The 24,330-nt window shown below is 54.7% G+C and carries 22 protein-coding genes and 1 tRNA gene; 15 read left to right on the top strand and 8 right to left on the bottom strand.

The window, feature by feature from the left end; genetic code table 11:
- Window positions 1-2: 2 nt before the first annotated feature.
- A complete protein-coding gene (locus tag ACFO5Q_RS14595) occupies window positions 3-920 on the bottom strand; it encodes a glutaminase (RefSeq protein WP_068143885.1) in 918 nt (305 codons plus the stop codon).
- A gap of 266 nt (window positions 921-1,186) precedes the next feature.
- On the opposite strand from ACFO5Q_RS14595, the gene ACFO5Q_RS14590 reads away from it, so the two are divergent.
- Entirely contained in the window at window positions 1,187-2,308 is a 1,122-nt protein-coding gene (locus ACFO5Q_RS14590) for a fatty acid desaturase family protein (RefSeq protein ID WP_380084392.1), read from the top strand.
- 88 nt (window positions 2,309-2,396) lie between these two features.
- Window positions 2,397-3,560 carry an alpha/beta hydrolase gene (locus ACFO5Q_RS14585; protein ID WP_068143882.1) on the top strand — a complete coding sequence of 388 codons (1,164 nt, stop codon included), beginning with the start codon at window positions 2,397-2,399 and terminating at the stop codon, window positions 3,558-3,560.
- A gap of 11 nt (window positions 3,561-3,571) precedes the next feature.
- Here ACFO5Q_RS14585 and ACFO5Q_RS14580 read toward each other — a convergent pair whose 3' ends face one another.
- Window positions 3,572-4,123 carry a DUF1697 domain-containing protein gene (locus tag ACFO5Q_RS14580; protein ID WP_068143880.1) on the bottom strand — a complete coding sequence of 184 codons (552 nt, stop codon included), beginning with the start codon at window positions 4,121-4,123 and terminating at the stop codon, window positions 3,572-3,574.
- A gap of 335 nt (window positions 4,124-4,458) precedes the next feature.
- On the opposite strand from ACFO5Q_RS14580, the gene ACFO5Q_RS14575 reads away from it, so the two are divergent.
- Window positions 4,459-4,698 carry a hypothetical protein gene (locus tag ACFO5Q_RS14575; RefSeq protein ID WP_068143878.1) on the top strand — a complete coding sequence of 80 codons (240 nt, stop codon included), beginning with the start codon at window positions 4,459-4,461 and terminating at the stop codon, window positions 4,696-4,698.
- Window positions 4,699-4,752: 54 nt separating this feature from the next.
- Here ACFO5Q_RS14575 and ACFO5Q_RS14570 read toward each other — a convergent pair whose 3' ends face one another.
- Entirely contained in the window at window positions 4,753-5,931 is a 1,179-nt protein-coding gene (locus ACFO5Q_RS14570; RefSeq protein ID WP_068143877.1) for a pyridoxal-phosphate-dependent aminotransferase family protein, read from the bottom strand.
- Between the two features lie 374 nt (window positions 5,932-6,305).
- Between ACFO5Q_RS14570 and nirD the strand changes: the two genes are divergently transcribed.
- From nirD to ACFO5Q_RS14535, 7 genes are all read left to right on the top strand, one after another.
- Entirely contained in the window at window positions 6,306-6,650 is a 345-nt protein-coding gene (gene nirD / locus ACFO5Q_RS14565; protein ID WP_068143875.1) for a nitrite reductase small subunit NirD, read from the top strand.
- Between the two features lie 99 nt (window positions 6,651-6,749).
- Window positions 6,750-7,481, top strand: a complete 732-nt coding sequence (locus tag ACFO5Q_RS14560; RefSeq protein WP_068143873.1) for an ABC transporter permease — start codon at window positions 6,750-6,752, stop codon at window positions 7,479-7,481.
- 159 nt (window positions 7,482-7,640) lie between these two features.
- Complete coding sequence (locus tag ACFO5Q_RS14555) at window positions 7,641-8,162, top strand: Csu type fimbrial protein (RefSeq protein ID WP_068143871.1); 522 nt, start codon at window positions 7,641-7,643, stop codon at window positions 8,160-8,162.
- 67 nt (window positions 8,163-8,229) lie between these two features.
- Window positions 8,230-8,697: a hypothetical protein gene (locus ACFO5Q_RS14550; RefSeq protein WP_068143869.1), complete on the top strand. Its 468-nt coding sequence runs from the start codon at window positions 8,230-8,232 to the stop codon at window positions 8,695-8,697.
- A 21-nt stretch (window positions 8,698-8,718) separates the two neighbouring features.
- Window positions 8,719-9,447, top strand: a complete 729-nt coding sequence (locus ACFO5Q_RS14545) for a fimbrial biogenesis chaperone (RefSeq protein ID WP_068143867.1) — start codon at window positions 8,719-8,721, stop codon at window positions 9,445-9,447.
- Window positions 9,444-11,759, top strand: coding sequence for a fimbria/pilus outer membrane usher protein (locus ACFO5Q_RS14540; RefSeq protein ID WP_068143865.1), 2,316 nt, complete (start codon window positions 9,444-9,446; stop codon window positions 11,757-11,759). Before ACFO5Q_RS14545 ends, ACFO5Q_RS14540 begins: the two co-directional genes overlap by 4 nt.
- Window positions 11,756-12,244, top strand: a complete 489-nt coding sequence (locus tag ACFO5Q_RS14535) for a Csu type fimbrial protein (RefSeq protein WP_068143863.1) — start codon at window positions 11,756-11,758, stop codon at window positions 12,242-12,244. The genes ACFO5Q_RS14540 and ACFO5Q_RS14535 overlap by 4 nt, the downstream gene beginning before the upstream one ends.
- Before the next feature lie 3 nt (window positions 12,245-12,247).
- On the opposite strand, the gene putP is transcribed toward ACFO5Q_RS14535, so the two are convergent.
- The 3 genes from putP to proC all read right to left on the bottom strand — a co-directional run bounded on the left by putP (window position 12,248) and on the right by proC (window position 15,932).
- On the bottom strand, window positions 12,248-13,747 hold the full coding sequence (gene putP / locus ACFO5Q_RS14530) for a sodium/proline symporter PutP (RefSeq protein WP_068143862.1): 1,500 nt from the start codon (window positions 13,745-13,747) through the stop codon (window positions 12,248-12,250).
- A 92-nt stretch (window positions 13,748-13,839) separates the two neighbouring features.
- Complete coding sequence (locus ACFO5Q_RS14525) at window positions 13,840-15,105, bottom strand: glutamate-5-semialdehyde dehydrogenase (RefSeq protein WP_068143859.1); 1,266 nt, start codon at window positions 15,103-15,105, stop codon at window positions 13,840-13,842.
- A gap of 47 nt (window positions 15,106-15,152) precedes the next feature.
- On the bottom strand, window positions 15,153-15,932 hold the full coding sequence (gene proC / locus ACFO5Q_RS14520) for a pyrroline-5-carboxylate reductase (RefSeq protein WP_068143857.1): 780 nt from the start codon (window positions 15,930-15,932) through the stop codon (window positions 15,153-15,155).
- Between the two features lie 315 nt (window positions 15,933-16,247).
- On the opposite strand from proC, the gene proB reads away from it, so the two are divergent.
- Window positions 16,248-17,405, top strand: coding sequence for a glutamate 5-kinase (proB, locus tag ACFO5Q_RS14515; protein ID WP_156431858.1), 1,158 nt, complete (start codon window positions 16,248-16,250; stop codon window positions 17,403-17,405).
- A 44-nt stretch (window positions 17,406-17,449) separates the two neighbouring features.
- On the opposite strand, the gene ACFO5Q_RS14510 is transcribed toward proB, so the two are convergent.
- Both ACFO5Q_RS14510 and ACFO5Q_RS14505 read right to left on the bottom strand, forming a co-directional pair.
- On the bottom strand, window positions 17,450-18,127 hold the full coding sequence (locus ACFO5Q_RS14510) for a DUF502 domain-containing protein (protein ID WP_068143852.1): 678 nt from the start codon (window positions 18,125-18,127) through the stop codon (window positions 17,450-17,452).
- Between the two features lie 107 nt (window positions 18,128-18,234).
- Window positions 18,235-18,310: transfer RNA gene (locus ACFO5Q_RS14505), tRNA-Val, on the bottom strand.
- A 152-nt stretch (window positions 18,311-18,462) separates the two neighbouring features.
- Between ACFO5Q_RS14505 and ACFO5Q_RS14500 the strand changes: the two genes are divergently transcribed.
- The 4 genes from ACFO5Q_RS14500 to ACFO5Q_RS14485 all read left to right on the top strand — a co-directional run bounded on the left by ACFO5Q_RS14500 (window position 18,463) and on the right by ACFO5Q_RS14485 (window position 24,319).
- Window positions 18,463-19,383: an N-formylglutamate amidohydrolase gene (locus ACFO5Q_RS14500; RefSeq protein ID WP_068143850.1), complete on the top strand. Its 921-nt coding sequence runs from the start codon at window positions 18,463-18,465 to the stop codon at window positions 19,381-19,383.
- Between the two features lie 74 nt (window positions 19,384-19,457).
- Complete coding sequence (locus ACFO5Q_RS14495) at window positions 19,458-19,685, top strand: hypothetical protein (protein ID WP_156431857.1); 228 nt, start codon at window positions 19,458-19,460, stop codon at window positions 19,683-19,685.
- Window positions 19,686-19,725: 40 nt separating this feature from the next.
- Complete coding sequence (locus ACFO5Q_RS14490; protein WP_068144086.1) at window positions 19,726-22,344, top strand: TonB-dependent receptor plug domain-containing protein; 2,619 nt, start codon at window positions 19,726-19,728, stop codon at window positions 22,342-22,344.
- Between the two features lie 1,240 nt (window positions 22,345-23,584).
- Entirely contained in the window at window positions 23,585-24,319 is a 735-nt protein-coding gene (locus ACFO5Q_RS14485) for a substrate-binding periplasmic protein (RefSeq protein ID WP_068143848.1), read from the top strand.
- Window positions 24,320-24,330: the final 11 nt, after the last annotated feature.

Here is a 24,330-nt window from a genome sequence, read left to right as displayed (position 1 = left end):
TCCTAGAAGATACTGCTGTGGGTCATGCTTGTGAACATCTCAAGCGCAGCTGTACCCACGTATGAGTTACCGAACTGGTCCAGTTCCGGCGACCAGACTGCCACGCTCATCTTGCCTGGTATAACCGCCAGAATGCCGCCGCCCACCCCACTTTTGGCTGGCACGCCAACACGGTAGGCGAAGCTGCCGACGCTATCATACATACCGCATGTCAACATCACGGCATTGATGCGCTTGGCTTGCGCTGCAGAGACGACGGCAGCGTCATGAAGGGCCGAATAACCGCCTGTTGCGAGCGGCAAGCCCGCAAGCGCCAGATCCTTGCAACTCATGGTCATGGCGCACTGGTAGCAATATGTTTCCAGTAGAGTATCGACATCCTGGTCGATGTTGCCGTGGCTTTTCATCAGGTGGGCCATCGCACGGTTAAGGTCCGAGTGCGCCAGTTCGGAATTCATTACCGCAGCATCCGTATCAACCGCCTCATTCATCGCCAAAAACCGAAGATAGTTGCGGATACGGTGCTTGGTATCACCCTTCAGGCCCATCAGCAGATCAAGCGTCGCGAGTGCGCCAGGATTGATGAAGGGGTTGCGGGGCACGCCCTGTTCCATTTCCAGCTTGATCAAGCTGTTGAAGCGGTCGCCCGATGGTTCCTTGCCAACCCGTGTCCAGACCATGTCGCCAAAGTGGGACATGACGAGTTCCAGCACGAAAAGCTTCGAGATACTCTGGATAGAGAATGGCTCAAACGCATCCCCGACCGTGAAGCTTTCACCGGACGCCAACTGCACTGCCATACCAAATTTGCTGGCCGGCACGCGCCCCAGCGCAGGAATATAATTCGCCACTTTCCCTTTGCCGAAATGCGGCTGCACTGCCTCAGCGATATAGTCCAGCAATGCCTGATAATCGAGCACGTTCCAAAATTCCTCTCTGTCCAGTCCGCAAGATTAGACGGACAAAGGCCTGAAAAAAAGAGCACAATTATGCACCGCTGCCCTGCGCGCGGAACATAGTTTGGCCACAGAAATACCCCACAAGCCGCCGGGCGCTTGCCCAAAGTCAAGGATTTGTGAGGCAGGTGCGGCTTTAAGACGCTTTGCCTTTCGGCGATTTTATGGCAATTAGGCGCACAACTGATTTTCGCTGTGGTCCGAACATGATCGCAGCTCAAGAGAATGACATGCAAGAGAGTATGACTGTAGAAAAGGTGACAGACGCGGCGACAGGTGCACCCGTCCGCTCGGGCAAGCACCCGGAAGCGGCTGACTTCCCGCTGAAGGAAGCGCGCAAGCTGGTGAAGGATCTGTGGAAGCCTGACGCCCGCATCTACTGGACAGATTTTACGCTCTCAGCTGCCATCGGCTGGGGCGCGGTTGCTGTGGCAACCATGGCTGCCAACTATTCGCTGATGCAAATCCTTGCCCTTGTTGTGGCCACGCTCGGCCTCTACCGCGCCGTTATCTTCATTCATGAGATCGCGCATTTCCGCAAAGGTACTTTCACGGCCTTCAGGCGCTTTTTCAATGCCTTCTGCGGCATGCCCATGATGGTGCCGGCTTATACATATGCCGACGTGCATATCGACCACCATAAACCGCAAGTATACGGCACGGCAGAAGACGGCGAATATCTGCCGTTCGCCGTGGACAAACCATGGAAGATTGTGGCTTTCATCGTGCAGGCGCTGATCGTGCCTGGCCTGCTGCTGCTGCGCTATACGGTGCTGATGCCGCTGACGCTGATCATTCCCGCCTTCCGCCGCTATGTTTGGAAGCGTGCCAGCTCGCTGGTCATTGATTTCGCCTATATCCGGCCAGAGCCCAAGAAAGATCAGGTCGCGGGTTGGCTCCTGGAAGACATCTTCACCGGCATCTATGCCTATGTGGCCCTTGGCCTGATGTATATGGGTACCCTGCCCTGGAAGCTCCTGGCCGTGTGGTATGTAGTCACGATCCTGATTTTTGTGCTGAACGGCCTGCGCACATTGGCCGCCCACGCCTACAGGAACGGCGGGCGCGAGCGCATGACCCAGCAGGAAGAGTTCCTCGATAGCGTGGACATCCCTGGCAACCGCTATATCTCTGCGCTTTGGGCACCTGTAGGGCTCCGCTTCCATGCAACGCACCACCTGTTTCCTGGCATGCCATACCATTCGCTTGAGAAAGCCTATTTCCGGCTGAAGGCCGAGCTGCCGGACAACCGCCTGTATCTTGCGGCCACGCGCCCAAGCCTGATGGCTGCTGTTGCACAATTGTGGCGTGAAGCCAAAGCTGCACAGAAGGATGCTCAGAAGGCAGCCTGAAGCACCCCCGGCTAAACCAATCGCCTATAGCAATAGTGCCTCACTGACGTTACAAGGTAACGAAACTTCCAGATGGGGATCCGGCTTTATGGCTTATCGACTTTTTGTGTTGGCGCTTGGTGCGCTGCTTTTTGCGACGCCCGCCTTCAGCAAAAATATCAGTGCGGCAACTGGCGAAGAAGCCATTGTGGTGGGGACGCGCCACCGCATTAGCTCCACGGCCCTAGATGGCGACCGTTTTATTCGCGTTCACTTGCCAGAAGGCCATGACGCTAGCTCGGGCAAAAGCTATCCGGTCCTGTACCTGCTGGATGGCCAACGCTATTTCAGTCACGGCATCGGGCTGGCGAAAAGCCTTGGGGATTTCGGCAAAGTCCCTGATCTGATCGTTGTTGGCATCGAGAGCTCCGCCGTGTTCGATGACCGCGCCGCCGACTTCGTTGCAAATGCTGCCGCCTACCAGCGCTTCCTCAAGGACGAGCTACTACCCTTCATGACCGACCGCTACGGCGCTGGGGATGTCCGCCTGCTGTTCGGCTGGCAATATGCCGGGCGCATGGTGATGAACAGCTTTATCGCCGACAGCACCCTGTTCGACACCTATGTCACCGCCAGCACCTGGCCGCTTGACCGCGACTTTATTGGTACGTTCACTGGAACACTCAAGGCCGCGCCACACTCTAACACCAAGCTTGTGATTGCAATTGCTGACAATGAAGGCGTGGTCACTCTGGCAGCACAAGCCATCCGGGAATCGCTTGAGGCAAATGCCGGCGACCGCATCAAATGGACGGTCAAGGAATATACCGACGAAGAGCATGTCACCACCGCCTACCGCACAATCGCCCTGGGCCTGAATGAAGCCTTCGCCGACTATCGCTGGATACGGTTCGAAGATGTGGCCGAATATCAGGCCTTCGGCGGCATCCCCGCGGTGCGTGCCTTCTACGAGGCGCGGGCTTCAAAATATGGCACCGCGCCAGAGGTGGACAATGAGACGATCCACAGAATCGCGATGATATCGGTTCGTGAAGGCAACATGAACACACTGACGGAAGTGCTGGACGCCTTCCCTGAGTTCCTGACCCACACCAGCGCCTATTGGCTGACAAGCTTCGGCAATGCCTATCTTGAAGGCGGCATGCCCGAAAAAGCACTGCCTCTCTTTGAGATCGGCATCAAGCGCTTTCCAGACAATACCGACATCCAGACAGGGCTAAAAGCAGCGCACGGCGTACTTGACGAAGACTGAAGCTCGCAAGCCTAGCCGTCCAGCATGGAAAGTAACTTTTGAACCGTGTTCCAGTTGCGCGCAGTGGCTGGCACACCCAGCTTCTTGTCGGTCAGCAATGGTGTCAATTTTGACCGGCCAGACCCTTCAGTGAAATAGATATGGATCGTGTGCCCCTTATACGCAATCATCTCCGGCCCTTCGTATGCGCTGAAGAGAGTTTCGATATGCGCTGCGTCTGGCGTACCTTTCAGGAAAGCTAACTGCAGAAACTTGGGATCAAGCTCACCTTTCGGGCTATCGCCATCAGCAAATGGGCAGGCCGCTACTTCCCCGCGGAAGCCGTTTTCCGATAGCACCATAATATCCACAGGAAAGCCGAAGGCGTTTTCGATGGCGCGTTCCAGCTTGCTCCTGGCCGCCTCTGCCGTGCCCTTGCCATCAAAGACCAGGTTGCCCGACTGGATATAATGCTGCACGCCCGCAAAGCCGCATTTTGACACCACTTCCTTAAGGTCCGCCATGTTGATTTTCTTGTGGCCACCCACATTGATGCCACGCAACAGCGCTACGAATTTGGTCATAACATTCCCATCTCAGTTTCCGCGCACCATGGCGGCATAATATGACGACCTCAAGATGTAAATTGGACTGAATGATCGGTCGGACGCCAAAAAATTGACCCGCCCTCGGGGGAACGGGGCGGGTCAGTCAGCGAGGGCCTCCTTTGGATGGAGAGGGAGGAGACCCTTTGGGGGTCGCTTAAACGAGGAATGTCTCTTTTACGAACTGCGCCAGGCTTTGGATCAAGTCCATCATAGACAAAATTTGGGCATGCTCTTGACATGGCCTTAATTTATCCCTATTTGATACCTATAGGTTACATTAAAGAACCCCAAGGAAACAAAAAGGGAAAGTTATGACCGAGGACACCAAACCTGATATCAACCAAAAAAACGCCGGCGGACGCCAAAAAGTTACCCAGGCAATTTTGTGGGCTGCCGCGCTGATCGGCAGCGCCCTCTTGCTGAAAGGCACAGAACAGGCAGACAAAGTAATGTGGCTTCTGATCGTTCTGGCCGCCACCAGCACGCTTACTGGCGGCAGCCTGGCGTGCGAAAGACGCATGTGGCGCAAATTGATTGGTAAGAGCGAGTAAAAAGGGCGGGGAAATCCCCGCCCTCTATCATCTGCAGGAACTGACTTTTGAAGCCTAGTCGTCGCTCATGGCGGCGCGCGCAGCTTCCAGCGCCTTGATGCCATCCACATGCATCTGCTGCCGGCCAAGCGCGTCGGCGAGTGCGGTCAGGCACAGTTCCACATTCTCCTCGCGTGCGGATGTTCCCATCAGCCCGATACGCCATACCTTGCCCGCCATCGGCCCAAGCCCTGCACCGATTTCCAGATCATATTCCGCCAGGAGATGCGCACGCACCGCGGCTTCATCGATGCTGTCCGGCACCTTGACCGCGTTCAGCATGGGCAGGCGCACGTCGGCATCCACAAGCATTTCAAGCCCCATTGCCTCAAGGCCTGCCACAAGGCCTTCATGCATCACCGCATGGCGGGCATGGCTTTCTTCAAGCCCCTCTTCGAACAGCATCACGAGACTTTCATGCAGGCCGTAAAGCGGATTCACAGGCGCCGTATGATGATAGGACCGCCCCCCCGTGCCGTCCCAGTATGCCATCACCAGGCTGAGATCCAGGAACCAGCTTTGTACTGGCGTTTTACGTGCCCGCACGCGGTCCAGCGCGCGCTCGGAAAAGCTTACAGGTGAAAGCCCCGGCGTGCAGGAAAGGCATTTCTGGCTGCCGGAATAAATGGCGTCGATGCCCCATTTGTCCACCTCAACCGGCAGGCCACCCAAGCTGGTCACGGCATCAACAATGGTCAGGCAATCATATTCCCGCGCCAGATCGCACAGTGCTTTGGCATCTGCACACACCCCCGTGGAGGTCTCTGCGTGCACGAAGGCCAGAATTTTAGCGTCTGGGTTGGCTTCCAGCACCATTGCCACTTTTGCCGGCAGCGGGGCCTTTCCCCATTCAAATTCCACCATCAAAGGCACGCCACCGGCGCGGATCACATTTTCCTTCATCCGCTCGCCGAACACACCGTACTTGACCACGGCGACCTTGTCGCCGGGCTCAATCAGGTTGACAAAGCACATTTCCATACCCGCTGAACCGGGAGCCGAGACCGGGAAAGTCATGGAATTTTCAGTTTTGAAAAGTGCACGCAGGCCTTCCTTCAGCTCTTCCATCATGCGCTGGAATTCAGGGTCCAGGTGACCAAGTGTGGGGCGTGCCATTGCCTCGAGGATACGGTCGTGAACGTCCGATGGGCCGGGCCCCATCAGTGTGCGTTTCGGGGGGATGAATGATTGCATGGGAAGCACTCCTGAAAAGTCACAAATCGGTTGATTGTCTATGACATAGGCGGGCGCCAGCATATGTCGAACAGGGCGCGGCTTTTGTAGCCCATATGACTATCCGGTGCAACCTGCCCACCGCCGCCCCAGCATGCTTGGCGCCCTGAGTTAGTTGGGCTGACTATTTTTTTGGCCGATGTCTAAATTATAATCAGGTTTTTCTCGTTGGAATTGCATCAATAGTCTCAAAAAAGGACTAAATCTCTGTTTTTATTTTCATTCTTGAGCACCTCCCATGCTGGCACGTGCCTTGCTAATTCACGCCAGAGTCCGGACACAGCAGGCAGAAAATAAGACGCCCAATCAGAATAAAATCCCAGCAGGATGAAGCGATGACATTTCAACCCACTTTTACCCTTGTCTGTCATATTGACGACATCCCGGCCCGCGGGGCCCGCCGCATTTATACGAGCGCCTTTGAAGTGGCGCTGTTTCGTACCTCGGACAACAGGATTTTTGCCCTGAAAAACGAGTGCCCACACAAACACGCTGCCTTGTCGGAAGGGATTGTGCATGGCCATTCCGTTGCCTGCCCGCTTCATAATTGGGTGATTGACCTGAAAACCGGCACCGCACAGGGCGCGAACGAAGGCTGCACCCCCGCCCTTGAGACAAAAACTGACGAAAAAGGGAACATCTATCTGGCAATACCAAAGGAAGAAGGCGCAGCCGCATGACAGACACGCTAAAGAATTGCAGCGTGTGAATATATGACTTTCCTGATAAAAATCGAACGTGCTTATCACTTGCCGTAGATAAAAATCAGGAGCCGAAACATGGCTGATGCGACCCACACTATCCCACTGGCCAATCTGGCGCTGGCGCTCTTGCCGGTCGCCGTCGTGGTCGCCATCCTGCACACATGGTCACGTGACGCGAGGGAAACCCTATATGGTTTTGCCCGAATGATCCTTCAATTGTCGCTCATCGGGTATTTCCTGGTTTACCTGTTCGCAGCGGAAACGCCCTGGGTGGTCGTCTCGGTTCTGGCCATAATGGCCCTTGTTTCCAGCTGGATTTCACTAAGGACAACCAAGCTTTCCAGACGCACGCTGTATCCGGTCGCGTTACTGGCAATCGCACTTGGGGGCGGCTCTGTCCTAGCCCTGATCACACAAGGAGTTCTGCGCCCCGACCCGTGGTTCAAACCGCAAGTCATGGTCCCGCTGGCTGGGATGATTTTCGCAGCTTCAATGAACAGTGTCAGCCTTGCTGCAGAACGCCTCGCCGCAGAGATGAAGCGCGGCGACGACTATCTGACCGCACGCTCGGTGGCCCTCAAAGCGGCCCTCATTCCCATCACAAACAGCTTGTTTGCTGTTGGGCTGGTATCGCTGCCCGGCATGATGACAGGGCAAATCCTTTCCGGCGTATCGCCCCTTGTCGCAGCGCGCTACCAGATCATGGTGATGTGTATGATGTTTGCCGCAGCCGGGCTGTCAGCAACGCTTTTCCTCTTGTTCATTCGGCCACAGGCAGAGCAATTCACGTCAGAAAAAGCGCCTTAAAGATGTAAAAAATAACTCATGGTATCATTAATAGCGTTATATCGCGACAGTTTGCCGCAAACAAACACAAGACAGATTGTGATCTCTTTAAATAAAATTAAGAATACATCATATAAGCTATATGTAGATATATTTTCTAGCCAACAAGGAGCTGGAGATATGAAGTATTTTAAAACTCAGATACGGTATCACGTGGCAAAGTTTCTTGCCCTTGTTAGTGCGACTTTACTGTTGGGGATGACCGCAACTTCGGGCGCGTCGGCGCAAACCGATACATTTCAGGTCACTGCAACCGTGAATGCTACCTGCTCCGTCAGCGCAACAGATTTGGCCTTTGGCGTTTATGACCCGTTTTCTGCAACAGATATCGATGGCACCGTAACACTGACCGTTCTCTGCACTAACACGACCGACTATGACATCGGCCTGGATGAGGGCACGGGCCAAGGCGCAACAGTGACCACCCGCGTTATGGAATCCGGCGCCAATGACCTGACTTATTCGCTCTATCAAAACACCCAGCGCACCACAGTTTGGGGCGATACTGTTGGCGTCGATACTGTGTCCGATACAGGTACCGGATCAAACCAGACCTTTACGGTATATGGCAGATTGTTTGCGCTTCAGAACGCAGCCCCCGGGTCCTATAGCGACACCGTAACAGTGACAGTAACTTTCTAGAGAGTTATACTGCTTCATATGGGGAAGGAAAGGCGAATGCTGCAATGCTGAAACAGGTGATGCACGCATGACACTTGCGGATTTATTGACCAGACATTGGCATCGCTCTGCCACCAGAAGCGCGGCCATTCTGGCCATCTGGTCTCAGATTTTGCTTGCCAGTCAGCAAGCCGCCGCAGACAGCCCCCAAGAAAACAACTTGCACAAAAACACTAAAAGACCCACCGCGCGCATTGGCGTCTCAGCTGTGGTTCTGCCGCGCTGCATTGTCCGCATGGCCAGAGTACAGGTGGCAGGTTCTGCAGAACCGCTCGAAATTTTATGCACACGTGAGACCGATTATCAGCTAGCCGTGCAAAGGCCAGGGCAGCAGTCCGTCTCGATAAAAACAGCTGCCTACCAGTCAACAAATATCAACAAGGCAGGCAATCTATATGGCCAGGCGTCCTACTATCAGTTACCTAGAGGAAACTCAGCCAAAAAAAGAGAAACTGGCGCTTCAGGCGAAATCACCATTTTAGCGCTGGATTTCTAGGGAAGCAGGGAGCAATTTTTCATGAATAACGTCGCACGATTTTTGGTGCTTTTATTTTTTTCAGTTGCCCCGTTTCAGGCAGCACAGGCTGCGGCTTCCCTTGAAGTCAGCCCGATCCGGATCACGCTCACAAAAGACACAGCTCTGGCTGCCATGACCATCCATAACCGCGGCACCACTGACACTGTCGTGCAGTTACGCTTGGTCAAGTGGGATCAAACGGGTGGTAAAGACCAATATGCGGACTCAGACAATCTCATCGCCTGCCCCCCAATATTCAGTGTAGCAGCCGGTGAAGAACAGGTTGTTCGCATAGCGCTGGGTACACGACATGACGACTGGAACAGGGAAGGCACCTATCGCCTGTATATTCAGGAGGTTCCGTCCCCACCTGATGAGGACTCTGGCAGCCAGGTTCAGTTTGCCGTCCGGATCAGCATTCCGGTATTCCTGCAGCCTGAAACTGTTTCCCAGCCGCCCCTGTCGTGGAAGATCATCCAGGATGGCGGCCTTTGGGCAACCGTTGAAAACAGTGGCAATGCGCACGCGCTGGTGGCGGGCATCAGGCTGGTGAAAGACGATGAAATCTTCTTTGAAGCCAACACCCATCAATATATTTTGCCAGGATCGACAATGACATGGCGTCTTGATACCGCTGAGCCGTTTGCCGCCAGACTTCCTGACAGCTTCGAAGTAATGGCCGCGACCGACCAAGGCATCTATCAGGAAACACTTCCGGCGGAAAAATGACATCGCGCCTTCAGCTGATGTCCCTGTTCCGACTGGCAATCCTGATCTTCGGGATTGCCGACACCGGATTGGCACAAGACGCTGAAGAGCCGCGTCAATCACTCTATTTTACCACAGTCGCCGTGAACGGCATCAGCCAGCCTGGCATATATGCGGCGCTTGAAACGCCAGATGACTTCTATCTGGACATTCGGGCCCTCGACTCGCTTGGGCTGGTCCCACCAATTATAACACCCCGGTCATACCGTACCTTTTCACTGCTGCCCCTGCTGGCTATTCCCGGCCTGTCTTATGAATTTGATACGCACCGCCAGCATTTGGACATCAGCTGTGCAGCAAGCTGCTTTCCTCATCATCAGGTGGGCGAGCGTTGGCGGCATGTTCCCCCGGACCCAACACCACTGGGCATGTTCCTCAACTACGACCTGTCCCTGGAAATCGGGGACGGCAGCGATTTTGGCGGGGGCCTGGCTGAACTATCTGTGTTTTCCGAACGCGGCACCGGCAACGCGACCTTCGTGGGAAGAGACCTGACAGGGAACGCCAGCCTGACCCGGCTTGAAACAACATGGACAATCGACTTCCCGGACAAGCGCCTTCGCCTGGACCTGGGAGACAGCGTGACAAGGGCCAGTGGCTGGGGGCGACCCGTCAGATTTGCAGGCATCCGCTTCGGCACAGACTTCAACCTGCAGCCCGGCTTCATTACTTTCCCGACACCAACCGTCTCGGGCACTGCCTCACTGCCGTCAACTGCGGATATCTTCGTTAATGACGTCAAACGGTCGAGCCTTCCCATAGACCCTGGGCCTTTCACCATCCAGCATCTGCCCATCATCACGGGCGCAGGCAACATGCGCGTCGTGGTGCGAGACCTGCTGGGCAGGGAAACCGTCTTGATGCAACCCTTCTATGCCAACCGCGACCTGCTAACACCGGGCCTTGCCTCCTACTCGGCGTCCCTTGGCATGCTGCGGAAAAATTATGGGACAACCAGCAACGACTATGAGGAACCATTCATAGCCGGCAGTTTCCGCAAAGGGTTGAGCCAGAGCTTCACCGCCGGCATGCACCTTGAAGGATCAACCCAACAAGCAAGCCTTGGCCCCTTCATCGACTGGAAGCTGCCCTTTGGCGGCCAACTTTCCACATCGACAGCCGTCAGCTTTCGCGGCGGAAATGTCGGCGGGCTACTGCAACTTGACGCCAGCTGGTCATCACAGACGTTCGGCATATTCGCGTCCCATGAAATGACAACCGCCGACTTCACGCGCCTGGGCGAGAGTAAAGACTTCCGCCCCGCACGCAGCCGCAGCAGCGCCAACATCGGGTTCGAGATGCAATCCAAAGGGTCTATTTCCGTCAATTACACCCGGGTTGACGAACGCGACAGAGACGACTTTGAAGTCATCGGCGCCACCTATTCGGTGCAACTCGGCAAGCTGGGCGGGCTGGGCGTTAACTTCTCGCGCCGTGTCGGTGCATTCCGGGAGACCAGCCTTTTTATCAGCTTCACAACCCGGCTGGGGGCGCGCACGGCTGGCAATGTGACGATGGAAAAAACAGGCCGTGACTGGGCGGGTACCACACGGATCAATCAAAACGCCCCATATGAGGGTGGGCTGGGCTACCGCGCGGAAATTCGGCAGGACGACACCCAAAGCGGCAGGGCCGGCGTCACCTATGATAGCCCAAAAGCTATTGCCTCACTTGATGTCAGCCACTGGTATGGCCGTGATGCGGCGCGCCTGGGCCTCAAGGGTGGGTTGGTTATCCTCAAGGGCGATGCTTATCTTTCGCGGCCCGTCCGCGACAGCTTCGCCCTCGTAAGCGTAGGCAATTTTGCAGGTGTGGACGTCATGCAGGACAACCGCGTTGTCACCAAAACGAACAAGTCAGGCCATGCACTGGTCACGGGCCTGCGCGCTTATGAGGAAAACAGGCTTTCCATCGATCCGTTGGACCTGCCGCTTTCGGCAGATATCGGCAAGACCTCGCTTCGCGTGGTTCCCAAAAGACGCAGCGGCGTATCTGCCGACTTCCCTGTGCAGGCAGTGACAGCAGCGCTGTTTCACATTGTTGATGAGGACGGCAACGATCTTCCTCCGGGTTCAAGGATGCATGCCGCAGACGATGGCGAAGATATCCCAATCGGCTTTCGGGGGATGGCTTATGTCTCGGGCCTGCAGAAAGCGCGCCGGTTTTTTGTCCATATGCCGTCAGGAAGCTGTACAATAGACATTCAAGCAATCTCTGCTTCGATAGGCCAAACAGTATCGCGCCCTGTTGTTTGTAAGAGGATACAACGATGACCCGCGCCGCCCTTTACATGCTTGCTTCAATCTTCCTGCTGTCCTGGCAGGCGGCAGCAAGCTGTAGCGGCACCGGCTGCTATTGCACCGTCAATGCCACTGCCGTAAGCTTCGGGACCTATAATGCCCTGACCCAACAAGCTGTCGACAGCACAGGCAATGTCGAGGTCAGCTGCGGCTCGGACACGATTGGGGACAGCATTTCCTATCTGGTATCGCTGAGCATGGGCGAAAACGGCAAGAAGACAGACAGGAAAATGGCTTCCGGTCGTAATACTTTGCTCTACAATCTTTATACGGATGTCACCCATACAGCCATCTGGGCCGATGGCGCTGGCGGGACTTCCGTCGTATCGGACGGTTATACCCTGTCGCTCTTGTGCTGCGAAATCCGGAATTACACGGTCTATGGCCGGATCGCCGGGGGACAGAACGCAGCCCCCGGCCTCTATTCCGATGCCATCATTGTTACGGTCGAATGGTAGCCCCTAGCCCTTTGCCAGTTCAGTTTCCATTTCCGCGAACAGTGCTTTTGACCGTTCGGCCTCGCCGCGGCCTTCCGTCATCTTGCTGACAACAATCGACACCAGCATGCTGACCGCAAATCCTGGCAGCATCTCATAGAGATTGTCAGAAAGCGATTTGCCACCAATGGTGATAGGCGCATAGATCCAGAACAGTACGGTCGCCGCACCGGCAATCATACCTGCCATCGCACCATCGCGCGTCATGTGACGCCAGTGCAGGCTCAGGAGGATCAGTGGTCCAAAGGCTGCGCCAAAGCCAGCCCAGGCGTTGGAAACCAGCGACAGAATCGTACTGGATCGGTCATATGCCAGCCCGATGGCTACCAGCGACACGGCAAGAACGGACAGGCGCCCGACCAACACCAATTCCTTCTGCGACGCCTCTTTCCTGAGGAAGGTCTTGTAAAAATCTTCCGTCAATGAACTGGAGGACACCAGCAACTGGCTCGAGATGGTACTCATGATCGCAGCCAGGATTGCCGCCAGCAGGAAGCCCGCAATATAGGGGTGGAACAGAAGCTCAGACAACACGATGAAAACCGTTTCCGGGTCTTCGAGGCTGAGGCCGTTTTTCACGATATATGCAAGCCCTACGCTACCCGTAGCCACCGCACCAATAACGGTGATGAGCATCCAGCTCATGCCGATATTGCGTGCAGTTGCCACGTCGCGAAGCGTCCTGATCGCCATGAAGCGCACAATGATATGCGGCTGACCGAAATACCCAAGCCCCCAGGCAAGGCTGGAGACAACACCCGCGATCGTCAGCCCGCCAAACATATTCATGAGCCCCGGGTCGATCTCACCAATTGTATTGGAGATGGCCTTCCCGCCACCCATGTCGAAGAAAGCGACAACAGGCACCAGAATAAGGGCGACAAACATAATGCAGCCCTGGACGAAGTCAGTCATGCTTACCGCAAGGAAGCCGCCGAACAGTGTGTAAGCAACAACCACGCCTGCAGTCGCGAACAGGCCTACTTCATAAGACATGCCGAAGGAAGCCTCAAAAAGCTTGCCACCGGAAACCACACCCGCAGATGTATAAAGCGTGAAGAAAATAATGATGACCACAGAGGACAGGACACGCAGCATGTGCGAGCTGTCATGGAATCGCTTTTCAAAATAGTCTGGAATGGTAATCGCGTCATCCGCGATCTCGGTATAGACCCGCAGGCGCGGTGCCACATACAGATAGTTCAGGAATGCCCCGGCCATCAGGCCAACCGCGATCCAGGCGCTCGATAGCCCAGAGACATAGACTGCCCCCGGCAAGCCCATCAGCATCCATCCGCTCATATCTGATGCGCCGGCAGAAAGGGATGCCACAGCCGGGCTAAGTTGCCGGCCACCCAACATGTAACCGGATACGTCATCGGTGGATTTCTTGTAGGCATAGAGCCCAATACCCATCATCAAAATGAAATAGGCCGCCAGTGAAATCATCACTTCTATCTGCATTGTCTCCTACCCCTTCGGTTCTTGATATATCTGTTAAGCAAACGCCCGGTCACACAGGTGCCGGGCGCCCATCATGGTTTCGCTGTTACACCTCAGGGCCTTGTCTGGCCGCTACCGTGCACCTTGTATTTGAAGGTTGTCAGCTGCTCGAGCCCCACCGGCCCACGCGCATGCATCTTGCCGGTGGCAATGCCGATTTCGGCCCCCATGCCGAATTCACCGCCATCAGAAAACTGGGTTGACGCATTATGCATCACCACGGCGCTATCGGTCATATCCATGAATAGGTCTGCGGCTTCCTGATCTTCAGTAATGATTGCGTCCGTGTGCTTGGACGAATGCTGGTCCACGAATGAAACAGCGTTCGACACGCCGTTCACCAGCTTCACTGACAGGACAGCATCCAGATATTCGGTACTGAAGTCGTCTTCAGCAGCCTCTTTGATCCGGTCATCGATTGTCATGGCGAGCCCGTCACCACGGAATTCGCAGTCTGGCATGGCATCAAGAAGGCGCGGCAGAACATCTGGCGCGATCTCGCGGTCGATTACAAGGCTCTCCGTGGCGCCGCAAATACCTGTACGGCGCAGCTTGGCATTCTTCACAATTGCCACTGCCTTATCAATGTCAGCTGCCGCATGGATATATGTGTGACAATTCCCGTCCAGGTGCTGAAGTGTTGGTACTTCAGCCTGTTCCGTCACCAGTTTCACCAGGCCCTTGCCGCCGCGTGGGATTACAAGGTCGACATATTCCGCGCACTTAAGAAGATGCGTTACAGCGGCCCGATCACGCGTGTCAACAAACTGGATTGTATCTTCCGGCAGCCCGGCTTCCTTAAGGCCCTGCTTCATACAAGCAACAATGGCGCTTGTAGAATGATAGCTTTCGGATCCGCCGCGCAAAATAACTGCGTTCCCTGACTTGAGGCACAAGGCACCGGCGTCCGCCCCCACGTTCGGGCGGCTCTCGTAGACCATACCAATGACACCAATCGGCACGGCTACACGTTCAACCTTTAAGCCGTTCGGGCGGTCGAACATCGCCAATTGACGCCCAACAGGGTCCGGCAATTCGACAATCGCCTCAAGCGCATCTGCCATCGCCTCCACCCGATCATCGTTCAGTATCAGGCGGTCGATAAAGGCATCGTTGCGGCCCTCTTCGCGCGCGCTGGAAACGTCCCGCTCATTCGCTGCCACAATCAGTTTCTTGTCTGCGCGCAAAGCCCGTGCTGCAGCCAACAGGGCAGCGTTCTTTTGCTCAGTCGTTGCCGTTGCCAGCTTTCTGGAAGCGATACTCGCGCGCTTGGCAAGCAAATGGACATATTCTCTGATTTCGTTGGACAGGGAGGTCATGAATGGCTCCGTTTGTGTTATTGGAAAAATGAGGTGCGGCCAGGGGCTTACTTAAGCTCAAGGGCACGCTCGTAAGCGGCTTTGGTCGTGCTTTTCATCAACAGGTCCAGCATATGATCCTGCCGCAACTGTGCCAGGCCAGCCTGCGTGGTGCCGCCTTTGCTGGTAACTGAAGTACGCAGCTCGCTGATCGGTGCATCTGTGCTGGCGGCCATCTCAGTCGCACCAACCATGGTTTGGATAACCAGCGTGCGGGCGTCCTTTTCAGCAAAGCCGAGCTCTCTGGCACCTTCGATAAAGCTTTCGATAAATTGGAATACATAACCTGGCCCGCTGCCGGAAACGGCTGTCAGGCGATCAAGCTCGTCTTCGGACCGAACCCAGACTGCCTTGCCGATACGCCCCATCAGATCCCCCACCGTTTCCTTAAGGGCGGTCGGGCAATCGTTGGTGGCATAGATTCCAGTGGCGCCTTTGCCAATCAACGCTGGCAGGTTGGGCATGACGCGGATCACAGGAGCATCGCCAAGCACACGCCTCAGGCTATCCATGCTGAACCCCGCCGCAATGGAAACCATGCAGCCACCATCCTTGAGGCGAGCGGTATAATCCGGCATGACAGCTTCGATCATCTGCGGCTTGACCGCGATAATAATGATATCGAACTGGTCTGAACCCAGCGCGGAAGCCTCGCTCAGCACACGAACGCCCGCAGGCACATCCGGCTTAGCCGGGTCCACAACAGTAAAATGAATATCCTCGCGAGTGCTCCAGCATCCCAGCATTGCCCCGCCCATACGGCCACAACCGACCATCAGAATATCCATTCTTTCACTCCATTTCTTCACGCCGTCCGGCATTTGATTTCATTTGGCCAAGCGCATTGCCCCGACAAAAGCGTGGCTGCTCGGCTGGAGCTAAATATTAGAATTCGAATGATATTTTCAAGTCTAAATTTCTAGAAGGTCAGGGACACTGACGCATATTTTAGCCATAAGCTAATGTTTTTTATGAGATAATATGAATATTTTCACCAACCATTTCGTTTGAAATTAATTTTAATTCAAAATATTTCTGGCATATTTAAACAATGCCCCCTATATGAGGGGCCGAGTTTTGGCCATGAAAAAGGAGATTCTGTAGTGTCTATGTCCAAGCGTATCGTCGTCAAAATCGGCTCAAGCCTGTTGGCCCACAGCCAGCAATTGACGCTGCGGTATGCCTTCATGCACGGTCTGATGGGCGACATTGCGCGCCTCAAGGAACAAGGCTACGAGGTGGTGCTTATGTCCTCAGGCGCAGTCGCCCTCGGACTGAACGCGATCGGCAAGACACCGGAGGAAGCAGGCATTCTGGACAAGCAGGCCGCCGCCGCTTACGGCCAGCCGCTTCTCCTGAACGCCTACAAGCAGGTCGCCCACGAATTCGGTTTCGATATAGCGCAAATCCTGGTCACCTTGGGCGACATGGAAGGCCGCCGCCGGTTCATCAATATTAAGAACACGTTAGAGCGCCTGTTCGAGAATGGCATCATGCCAATCGTGAACGAAAATGACACGGTAACAACCGAAGAACTGCGCGTGGGCGACAATGACCGTCTGGCCGCCAAAGTGGCCCAGATGATTCAGGCCGATCATCTTGTCCTGCTGACCAGCATCGACGGACTTTATGACCGCCCCCCATCAGAGCCTGGCGCCCAGTTCATCGAAAAGCTGGAGGATGTCAGCACCTATCTGGAGGCAACCACCGGCACCAACGCGCTGGGCAGCGGCGGCATGTACACCAAACTGCAGGCAGCCAACATGGCACAGCATGCCGGTTGCAGCACGATCATCGCTGAAGGCGTGATTGAACGCCCACTTCTATCCGTTCTTGAGGGTGAGCGCCGCCACACAACTTGCACCGCAATCGGCACACCGGCTTCCGCCTGGAAAGTATGGCTGACCAACAGGCTGCAGGTAGCCGGCAGCCTGATCCTGAAACAGAGCGCCGCCGATGAATTGGTTTCAAGCCCGCAAGCAGTCAAACACACGGATATCGTTTCCGTGGCGGATACATTCCAGAAGGGTGACATCCTGCATATCTATGATGAAAAGGGGCAGGAAATTGCCCGCGGCTTGACGAACTTCAGCTCAGACGAAGTGCTTTTGCTGGCGCGGCACCCGGAAGCCACAACAGGGGAGCTTCTGGGCTATTCCGCCGTACCGGATGTGATAACCACGAAAAATCTGGTGATCCTCAACGACAATCACCTGTCTTGGGATGTGCCAACAGAAGACCTGCAACAAGTGGCGTCCTAGCCAGGCAGGCATGGACACCCAATAAACCATTCACCAGCCTCGCGCTATTCCTGGCGCGGGGCTGCTTTGTCATAGTTAAAGGTTTTCGGCACATCCGCACCACCGGAAATAATGAAGGACATGGCTTCATCCATCTTCCAGTTGGTAGGCGTGACATATTCCACCGGCACAATCTCAAGATACCCTGACGTGGGATTGGGCGTTGTCGGCACATAAACGGCCGCCAATTCCCGCCCGGTTGTTGTGTCCTTGAACGTACGGGTTACAAGCCCGACAGTCTTCATGTCGCGCGACGGAAATTCAATCAACACAACCCGCTCCACATCGTTCGAGCTGGTCTGCACTGCATCCGCGAGCCGCTTGATGGTGCGGTAAATGGATTTCGCCACCGGGATGCGGTCGACCGTCTGCTCGAAAAGCGTGAGAACCTTTTGCCCCACATAACGCGACGCCAACCAGCCGACCACATAAAAAAGAAGCAACAGAACAATCACCGAAAGCGACGTATTGAAGAAGGGCGACTTTATAATTTCATAAAGCGCATTATCTGGCCGGACGCCCGCCGTCATCCACTTAATAATCGGCGCCGCCAGATCATTGATAAATTCCAGGATTACCGAAATCAGCAACAAGGTCAGCCAGATGGGGATCAGCGTAAACAGCCCCACAAGCATGTTGCGGCGAATTTGAGCCAGCAGGGATGGCTTGTTTTCACTGTCCATAACACTTTTCTCCCTTCGGCACTTGAGGCCACTTCCGTGCGATGCGCTAATGATACACTGAGTACCGCGCCGAAAGTCTATATGTTTTGCATGTGCTTGATTTTAAATGGTGGTCGGTATTGGGTTCGAACCAACGACCTCATCGATGTCAACGATGCGCTCTACCAACTGAGCTAACCGACCGTCCCATTCATATGTGGAGGCCCGACCCGCAAGCGGGTGGGAACGGGCCAGTGTTTACACCGCTGCCCACGCCCGCGCAAGCCAAATTTTATAGCCCGTCCACATGCAAGATCTGCGATGACTTCGCCCCGAAATCGCGATAGGGTAAAACCATGACACAAGAAAGCTGCGACGATACGAGCGGGAATATCGAGAAGGCGCCAGCCCCCTACCTGTGCCGGCCTGCCCCCAAACCGGGGCCGTTCGTTTTTGCCCTGCCGCACAGCGGACGCTTCTATCCAAAAGCCATGCGGGCAGCCACACACCTCTCAGACCATACACTGCGGCTATCGGAAGATGCCTTTGTGGACCGCCTATTCAAGAGCGCCCCAGAATCTGGTGCCACACTATTGGTCGCAACCCACGCTCGCGCCTACCTGGACCTGAACCGGGACGAGATGGAACTGGACCCCACCATGTTCACCCCTGCCCTTGACCCAACAATGGTCCAGGAAACCCACAGGGTGAAAGCCGGGCTGGGAATTATCCCAAGATTGGTGGCGGAAAATGTTCCCATCTATACGAAGCAGCTGCCAGCCCGAGAAGCCTTTTTCCGGATTGATCAAGTCTATAAGCCCTATCATGAAAAGCTAGCCGCTCTGATAAGCACCCGACGGAAACAGTTTGGCTATGCGGTCGTGATCGACTGCCACTCCATGCCGTCAGAAAACAGGGATGGGAAGCGATACGGCCCGGATATAGTGCTGGGAGATAACTGGGGGTCAGCTTGCAGCCGTGACATGACATCCATCGCAGAGGAGCTTCTGATCCGCGCCGGCTTCCGCGTGCGCCGGAATGTTCCCTATTCCGGCGGCTTCACCACGCAGTATTATGGCAACCCCAACCAGGGGCGGCACGCGCTGCAGATTGAAATTAACCGCGCCATCTATATGAACGAAAACAAACTGGAGCCGCTGCCCGAGTTTGGGGAAATTCACGATAAACTTCAGTGGTTTAGCGAAAACCTAATTGCTCGCTTCACAGAACTCCACGCCCGCCGGCAGTGCACTGACCTACCCAAGGCCGCAGAATAGCCAACCACCCCCAATTAATCACCCGTCCACAAGTCACGAAAGCCATTGTAACCAAGCTGACACAGGGCAGATATGTGTTCCCAAAAATTGCGCGCAAGGCGAATATTGGTAACAAAATTTCCTTTTCTAGACCAAACAGTACACAAGTGTTTCAAAAACAACACTTTTTAACTTTTCTTGGCCACAACGAAGAAAAGCACCCTTTTTCTGATCTTTTTATTCCTAAAGCAGGCTTACTATCCGTCTTTGTAGGTATCGAGTGCATTCGCTGTGCTTCTGGGAGGTTGGCAGCGAAGAACTGAAACCACACCTTAAAAAACACGGAGGGGTTCTGTGGACACCATGAAAAAATTCCTATTAGGTACGTCTTGCGTAGCGATGGCGGCAGTATTGCCAACTGTTGCGGCAAGCGCGCAAGACAATGCTTCTGCCGACGACGGCGGACTGGCAATTGAAGAAGTTGTTGTAACCGGTTCACGTCGGGCAGCACGTTCTGCGGCAGATACGCCAGCACCTGTTGACGTCATCAGCGGTGATCAGTTTGCAAACCAGGGCGACGGCGACATGTCGAACCTGCTGCGAACTGTTGTGCCGTCCTATAACGTAAATGCGCAGCCAATTTCGGATGCCGCGACACTTGTTCGCCCAGCGAACCTTCGCGGCCTCGCACCAGACCAGACGCTGGTCCTCCTGAACGGTAAGCGTCGTCACCGCGCAGCTGTAATCGCCTTCCTTGGTGGCGGTATTTCCGATGGCGCGCAGGGCCCTGATATCTCAGTTATTCCTGCGATCGCACTCAAGCAAGTTGACGTGCTGCGTGACGGCGCGGCCGCACAGTATGGTTCTGACGCCATCGCGGGCGTGATGAACTTCGTACTGCGCGACGATGCCGAAGGCGGCACTGTTGAAGCCAAATGGGGCCAGACTTTTGAAGGCGACGGCGACCAGCGTATGTTCGCGGCCAACATCGGCCTGCCTTTGGGCCCTGACGGCTTTGCAAACTTCTCCGCCGAGTGGCGCGAGCAAGACCCAACCAGCCGCAGCGTCCAGCGTGACGATGCCCTGGGCCTGATTGCTGACGGCAACACCAATGTTCGCCAGCCATATGCCCAGATCTGGGGTCAACCTGAAGTTCGTGACGACTGGAAAGTCTTCCTGAATGCCGGCCTGAACACTGGTTCCGGTGAAGCCTATATGTTCGGTAACTACGCCGAGCGTGAAGTTGAAGGCGGCTTCTTCTTCCGTAACCCGGACACCCGTTCCGGTGTGAACGTATCTGGCACCCAGCGCCTTGTAGGTGACATGACGCCAGATGACGGCATCACCTGCCCGGGCGGCATCAACTTCAACGAAGGCGAAGCAACCACTGGTACTGTGGTTGATCCGATCATCGTTGGCGCAGATAACGAGGACGCGCTGCTCGCTCAAGTATTCGCTGATCCAAACTGTTTCGTGTTTAACGAAATGTTCCCAGGCGGCTTTACGCCACAGTTCGGCGGTAAACTGAACGACGCAGCGATCGCTCTCGGCTACCGCGGTGAAATGGAAAGCGGTCTTGCTTACGACATTTCCATGCATGTGGGCCGCAACCAGGCTGACTTCTTCATCAACAACACGGTGAACCCAAGCCTTGGCTCTGCAACACCCAACAACTTCGAGCTTGGTTCCTACATTCAGCTTGAAAAGAACTTCAACGCCGATCTTTCCTACCCAATCGACGTTGGCTTCTATTCTGACCTGAACGTAGCCGCCGGTTTCGAATGGCGCGAGGAGCAGTTTGAAGCTCGTATTGGCCAGGTCGAATCCTGGGAGACAGGCGTGCTGGCTGAGCCATTCGCGCTCGAGAATGACGTTGGAGACATCATCGAAGGCACTCAAGGCTTCGGTATTGGCGCCAACGGTTTCTCTGGCTTCAGCCCACAGGTTGCAGGCACTTGGGACCGCTCCAACATCGCGTTCTACGTTGATATGGAAGCGGACGTAACCGAGAACCTGATCCTCGGCGCGGCTCTCCGTTGGGAAGACTTCTCTGACTTTGGTTCCACGACCAATTTCAAGATCAGCGGTCTTTACAAAGTAACCGACAGCTTCCGCATCCGCGGTTCCATCAGCTCCGGTTTCCGGGCACCAACTGTTGGTCAGCAACAGGTTGTGAACATCTCGACAGTGTTCGAGGAAGTTGATGGCCGCCTGCAACTTGCACAGCGTGGTACCATTCCACCAACCAACCCTGTTTCGGTCTCCAAAGGCGCTCAGCCTCTTGGCCCTGAAAAATCCGATGCCTTCACCCTTGGCATGGCTTGGGATGTTGGTGCAGCAAGCATCACTGTTGACTATTTCAACATTAAAGTGTCCGACCGTATTTCGCAGTCTGCTACGCAAATCCTGACTGCAGCCGAACGTCAGGCACTGCTGGATAGCGGCGTGAGCTTCGCAGCTGACCTTGCTGCTTTCCGCTACTACATCAACGACTTTGACACCCGCACGCAGGGCATTGACGTTGTAGCAACGATCCCTCTGGATCTGTTCGATAGCGGTTCAAGCAACATCGCAGTTGCTGGTAACTACACCAAGACAGAAGTCCTCGGCGGTGGCATTGATGAGCTTCGTCAGGACCAGCTGGAAAACAACCTGCCTAAAACCCGGTTCAACGCCACCTTCACGCATAATGAAGACAATTGGCGCATGCTGGCGCGGGTGAACTACTTTGGCAAATACACCGAGCGTCACCTTGACTCCTTCGGCCTGCCAGTGTTCGCAGGGTCCGAAATCACCCTTGATGCCGAGATTGGCTACAATGTGATGGAGAACCTGGAAGTTGTCGTTGGCGCGAACAACCTGTTCGACAACTACCCAGACGCCAACCCATGGGCTGGCGTGGCTGGTGCCGCGTATCCGGTAACGGCCCCAATGGGCTTCAACGGTGGCATGTACTATGTACGGGCTCGTTACACCTTCTAAGGATTGACCCAAAACGGTTTATCAGGGGCGCTTCGGCGCCCCTTTTCTTTTGGCTCATGCATACGACCGCAGGGAAATGCAGACCTTCTCGCCACAAGCGAGTCGTATTTTCTAGCGTTCGCAATACTCTACCCATAAGTGAAAAATGCGAAATGCACCGAAAATGGCCCTAGAGCGCTCGCTCCGCCATTCATCGCCAATATAATGCACATGTGTCAGGCTGACCGCCCCGCTCGCATCGCTAAACCCAAGTGTCGCAAATCAGCAGGAAACGCTTGCCGAGGTTGGCAGAGGAACCCCCTAGCAAAAATGCCACAGGTGCCGAAAAATATTTGCCGGATAAAAAGAGGCCACGCTTTCGCGTGGCCCAGGCTCAGGGAGGAAACGCCCACGGAGGGCATTCGCGGGGGCTACCCGCTAAGCATTAAGATAAATGCTTCGTACTCAAATTCCAAGTACAGGGTAGGTCACGAATCCTTGAAAATCTGTTAATTTTAGATAAGTTTATGAAATGTATGGATTTTAACTAGTGCTCTTTTTGAAATTTTTTTTCACAAAACTTGGCCCAATAGTTGGCCCACTTGTTCAGACACGTAGAAATCCAGCAACGACTCACAGCTTTTCAATTTCTTTGCCAATTTGAATACGGCGCAAGGTCAATCTTTGCGCCTTGGCCCTGCCCCACCAAACCAGCGGCGCAATAGCTATTTTTTTCGTTTAAAAACCGCAGGATATGCCAATTGTCTGCAAGATGCCCCCATCCAAAAAACGGCTCCTCCCCAAGGATAGGCTTTCAACCCGCATCGGCTTGGTCCGAGAAATACTGCCGGATGATCACCTTGACGCAAAATACACTTTTTGGTGGATTTGACCAAAAGATCAACATTTATCAATGTGGTAGGTCGCCAACTGACAGTCTGCCGCATGCTCATCCACCGCAAAACTCACGCAAAGACAAATCAAAGCAATAACCCAAAGAACTCCAAGCAGTTTGTAGGAGATATCTATCGTTTCATCTACGTTACGGCCCATGTTTACTGTTCCCGATACCTTGATCTTGTTCTGCCTAGCCTTCGCACCTCGCTCCGACAAAATCAGGCTTTAATCGGTAAGCGGTGGCGGTGGAGCGACAGGGCGCCGCGCGCACCAATCAATGACAATCATTAACCTTTCCTATAGTGGATTGCGGTATACTGTTCACACGAGAGTAGCAGCACTCCTCTCATCAAGGAGGGCCCGATTGCATATTGCGACGCTTCTTATGGCTGGCGCATTCATCTTTTCCGGAACAGTGCTCGACGCCGGCCCGACCACTGAAACACCTACACTTCGCGTTTCTGCGATTGTGGCACCGCCCCTTATTGTGCGTGAAACCGAAGAGGGCACCTTAACCGGTACAGCTGTGAATGCCGTCAGAAGCCTTACCGCCAAGTGTGGTGCTAGCGTTGAATTTATCATCTCGCCGTCATGGAACCGCGCCTACATGATGGCCCAGGTCGGCATTGTAGATGCGGTGATTCCCACCAATTTCGCAGAAAGCCGACTGGCGTATTTCGATTTTCCAGTCAGCCCCCTTGTTGACCTGATCCCAAGCCTGATTGTTCGCAAAGACAGCCCCATAGACCATTTCAGCAGCCTGGAAGTCCTGAGGGGCAAAAAAGTGGGCGTGCGAACCAAAGCCCTCCTTGAAGACAATTTCGATGCTTTTGTCAGGGACGGCAACGCAACCCTTGTGGAACGCAGCGACAGCATATCGCTGATAGACGACCTCTTGTCCGGGCGCATAGATTTCATTGCCGACAGCTCGGCCATGATCATCTACCACATGACGGAATCGAAAATCCCGCAACGCATCCGAATTCTGGAACCGCCCCTTGGTGCCAGCGGCCAGTATCTGGCACTGTCCAAGAAACGATCAGCAGCCTTTGCCGAGGGCAGCAAGCTTTATGACTGTTTGAAGACAGCGAAACCCTAGCACCACTGCCC

This window comes from Kordiimonas lipolytica (genome assembly GCF_042651265.1).
Taxonomy (GTDB): domain Bacteria; phylum Pseudomonadota; class Alphaproteobacteria; order Sphingomonadales; family Kordiimonadaceae; genus Kordiimonas; species Kordiimonas lipolytica.
This window is presented reverse-complemented; position numbering and strand designations above follow the sequence as displayed.

Bases quoted from the DNA above. Each gene is read 5' to 3' on its own strand.
- ACFO5Q_RS14590 (WP_380084392.1), top strand. From the start codon at position 1,187: ATGCAAGAGAGTATGACTGTAGAAAAGGTGACAGACGCGGCGACAGGT.
- ACFO5Q_RS14585 (WP_068143882.1), top strand. From the start codon at position 2,397: ATGGCTTATCGACTTTTTGTGTTGGCGCTTGGTGCGCTGCTTTTTGCG.
- ACFO5Q_RS14580 (WP_068143880.1), bottom strand. From the start codon at position 4,123: ATGACCAAATTCGTAGCGCTGTTGCGTGGCATCAATGTGGGTGGCCAC.
- ACFO5Q_RS14575 (WP_068143878.1), top strand. From the start codon at position 4,459: ATGACCGAGGACACCAAACCTGATATCAACCAAAAAAACGCCGGCGGA.
- ACFO5Q_RS14570 (WP_068143877.1), bottom strand. From the start codon at position 5,931: ATGCAATCATTCATCCCCCCGAAACGCACACTGATGGGGCCCGGCCCA.
- nirD (WP_068143875.1), top strand. From the start codon at position 6,306: ATGACATTTCAACCCACTTTTACCCTTGTCTGTCATATTGACGACATC.
- ACFO5Q_RS14560 (WP_068143873.1), top strand. From the start codon at position 6,750: ATGGCTGATGCGACCCACACTATCCCACTGGCCAATCTGGCGCTGGCG.
- ACFO5Q_RS14555 (WP_068143871.1), top strand. From the start codon at position 7,641: ATGAAGTATTTTAAAACTCAGATACGGTATCACGTGGCAAAGTTTCTT.
- ACFO5Q_RS14550 (WP_068143869.1), top strand. From the start codon at position 8,230: ATGACACTTGCGGATTTATTGACCAGACATTGGCATCGCTCTGCCACC.
- ACFO5Q_RS14545 (WP_068143867.1), top strand. From the start codon at position 8,719: ATGAATAACGTCGCACGATTTTTGGTGCTTTTATTTTTTTCAGTTGCC.
- ACFO5Q_RS14540 (WP_068143865.1), top strand. From the start codon at position 9,444: ATGACATCGCGCCTTCAGCTGATGTCCCTGTTCCGACTGGCAATCCTG.
- ACFO5Q_RS14535 (WP_068143863.1), top strand. From the start codon at position 11,756: ATGACCCGCGCCGCCCTTTACATGCTTGCTTCAATCTTCCTGCTGTCC.
- putP (WP_068143862.1), bottom strand. From the start codon at position 13,747: ATGCAGATAGAAGTGATGATTTCACTGGCGGCCTATTTCATTTTGATG.
- ACFO5Q_RS14525 (WP_068143859.1), bottom strand. From the start codon at position 15,105: ATGACCTCCCTGTCCAACGAAATCAGAGAATATGTCCATTTGCTTGCC.
- proC (WP_068143857.1), bottom strand. From the start codon at position 15,932: ATGGATATTCTGATGGTCGGTTGTGGCCGTATGGGCGGGGCAATGCTG.
- ACFO5Q_RS14510 (WP_068143852.1), bottom strand. From the start codon at position 18,127: ATGGACAGTGAAAACAAGCCATCCCTGCTGGCTCAAATTCGCCGCAAC.
- ACFO5Q_RS14500 (WP_068143850.1), top strand. From the start codon at position 18,463: ATGACACAAGAAAGCTGCGACGATACGAGCGGGAATATCGAGAAGGCG.
- ACFO5Q_RS14490 (WP_068144086.1), top strand. From the start codon at position 19,726: ATGAAAAAATTCCTATTAGGTACGTCTTGCGTAGCGATGGCGGCAGTA.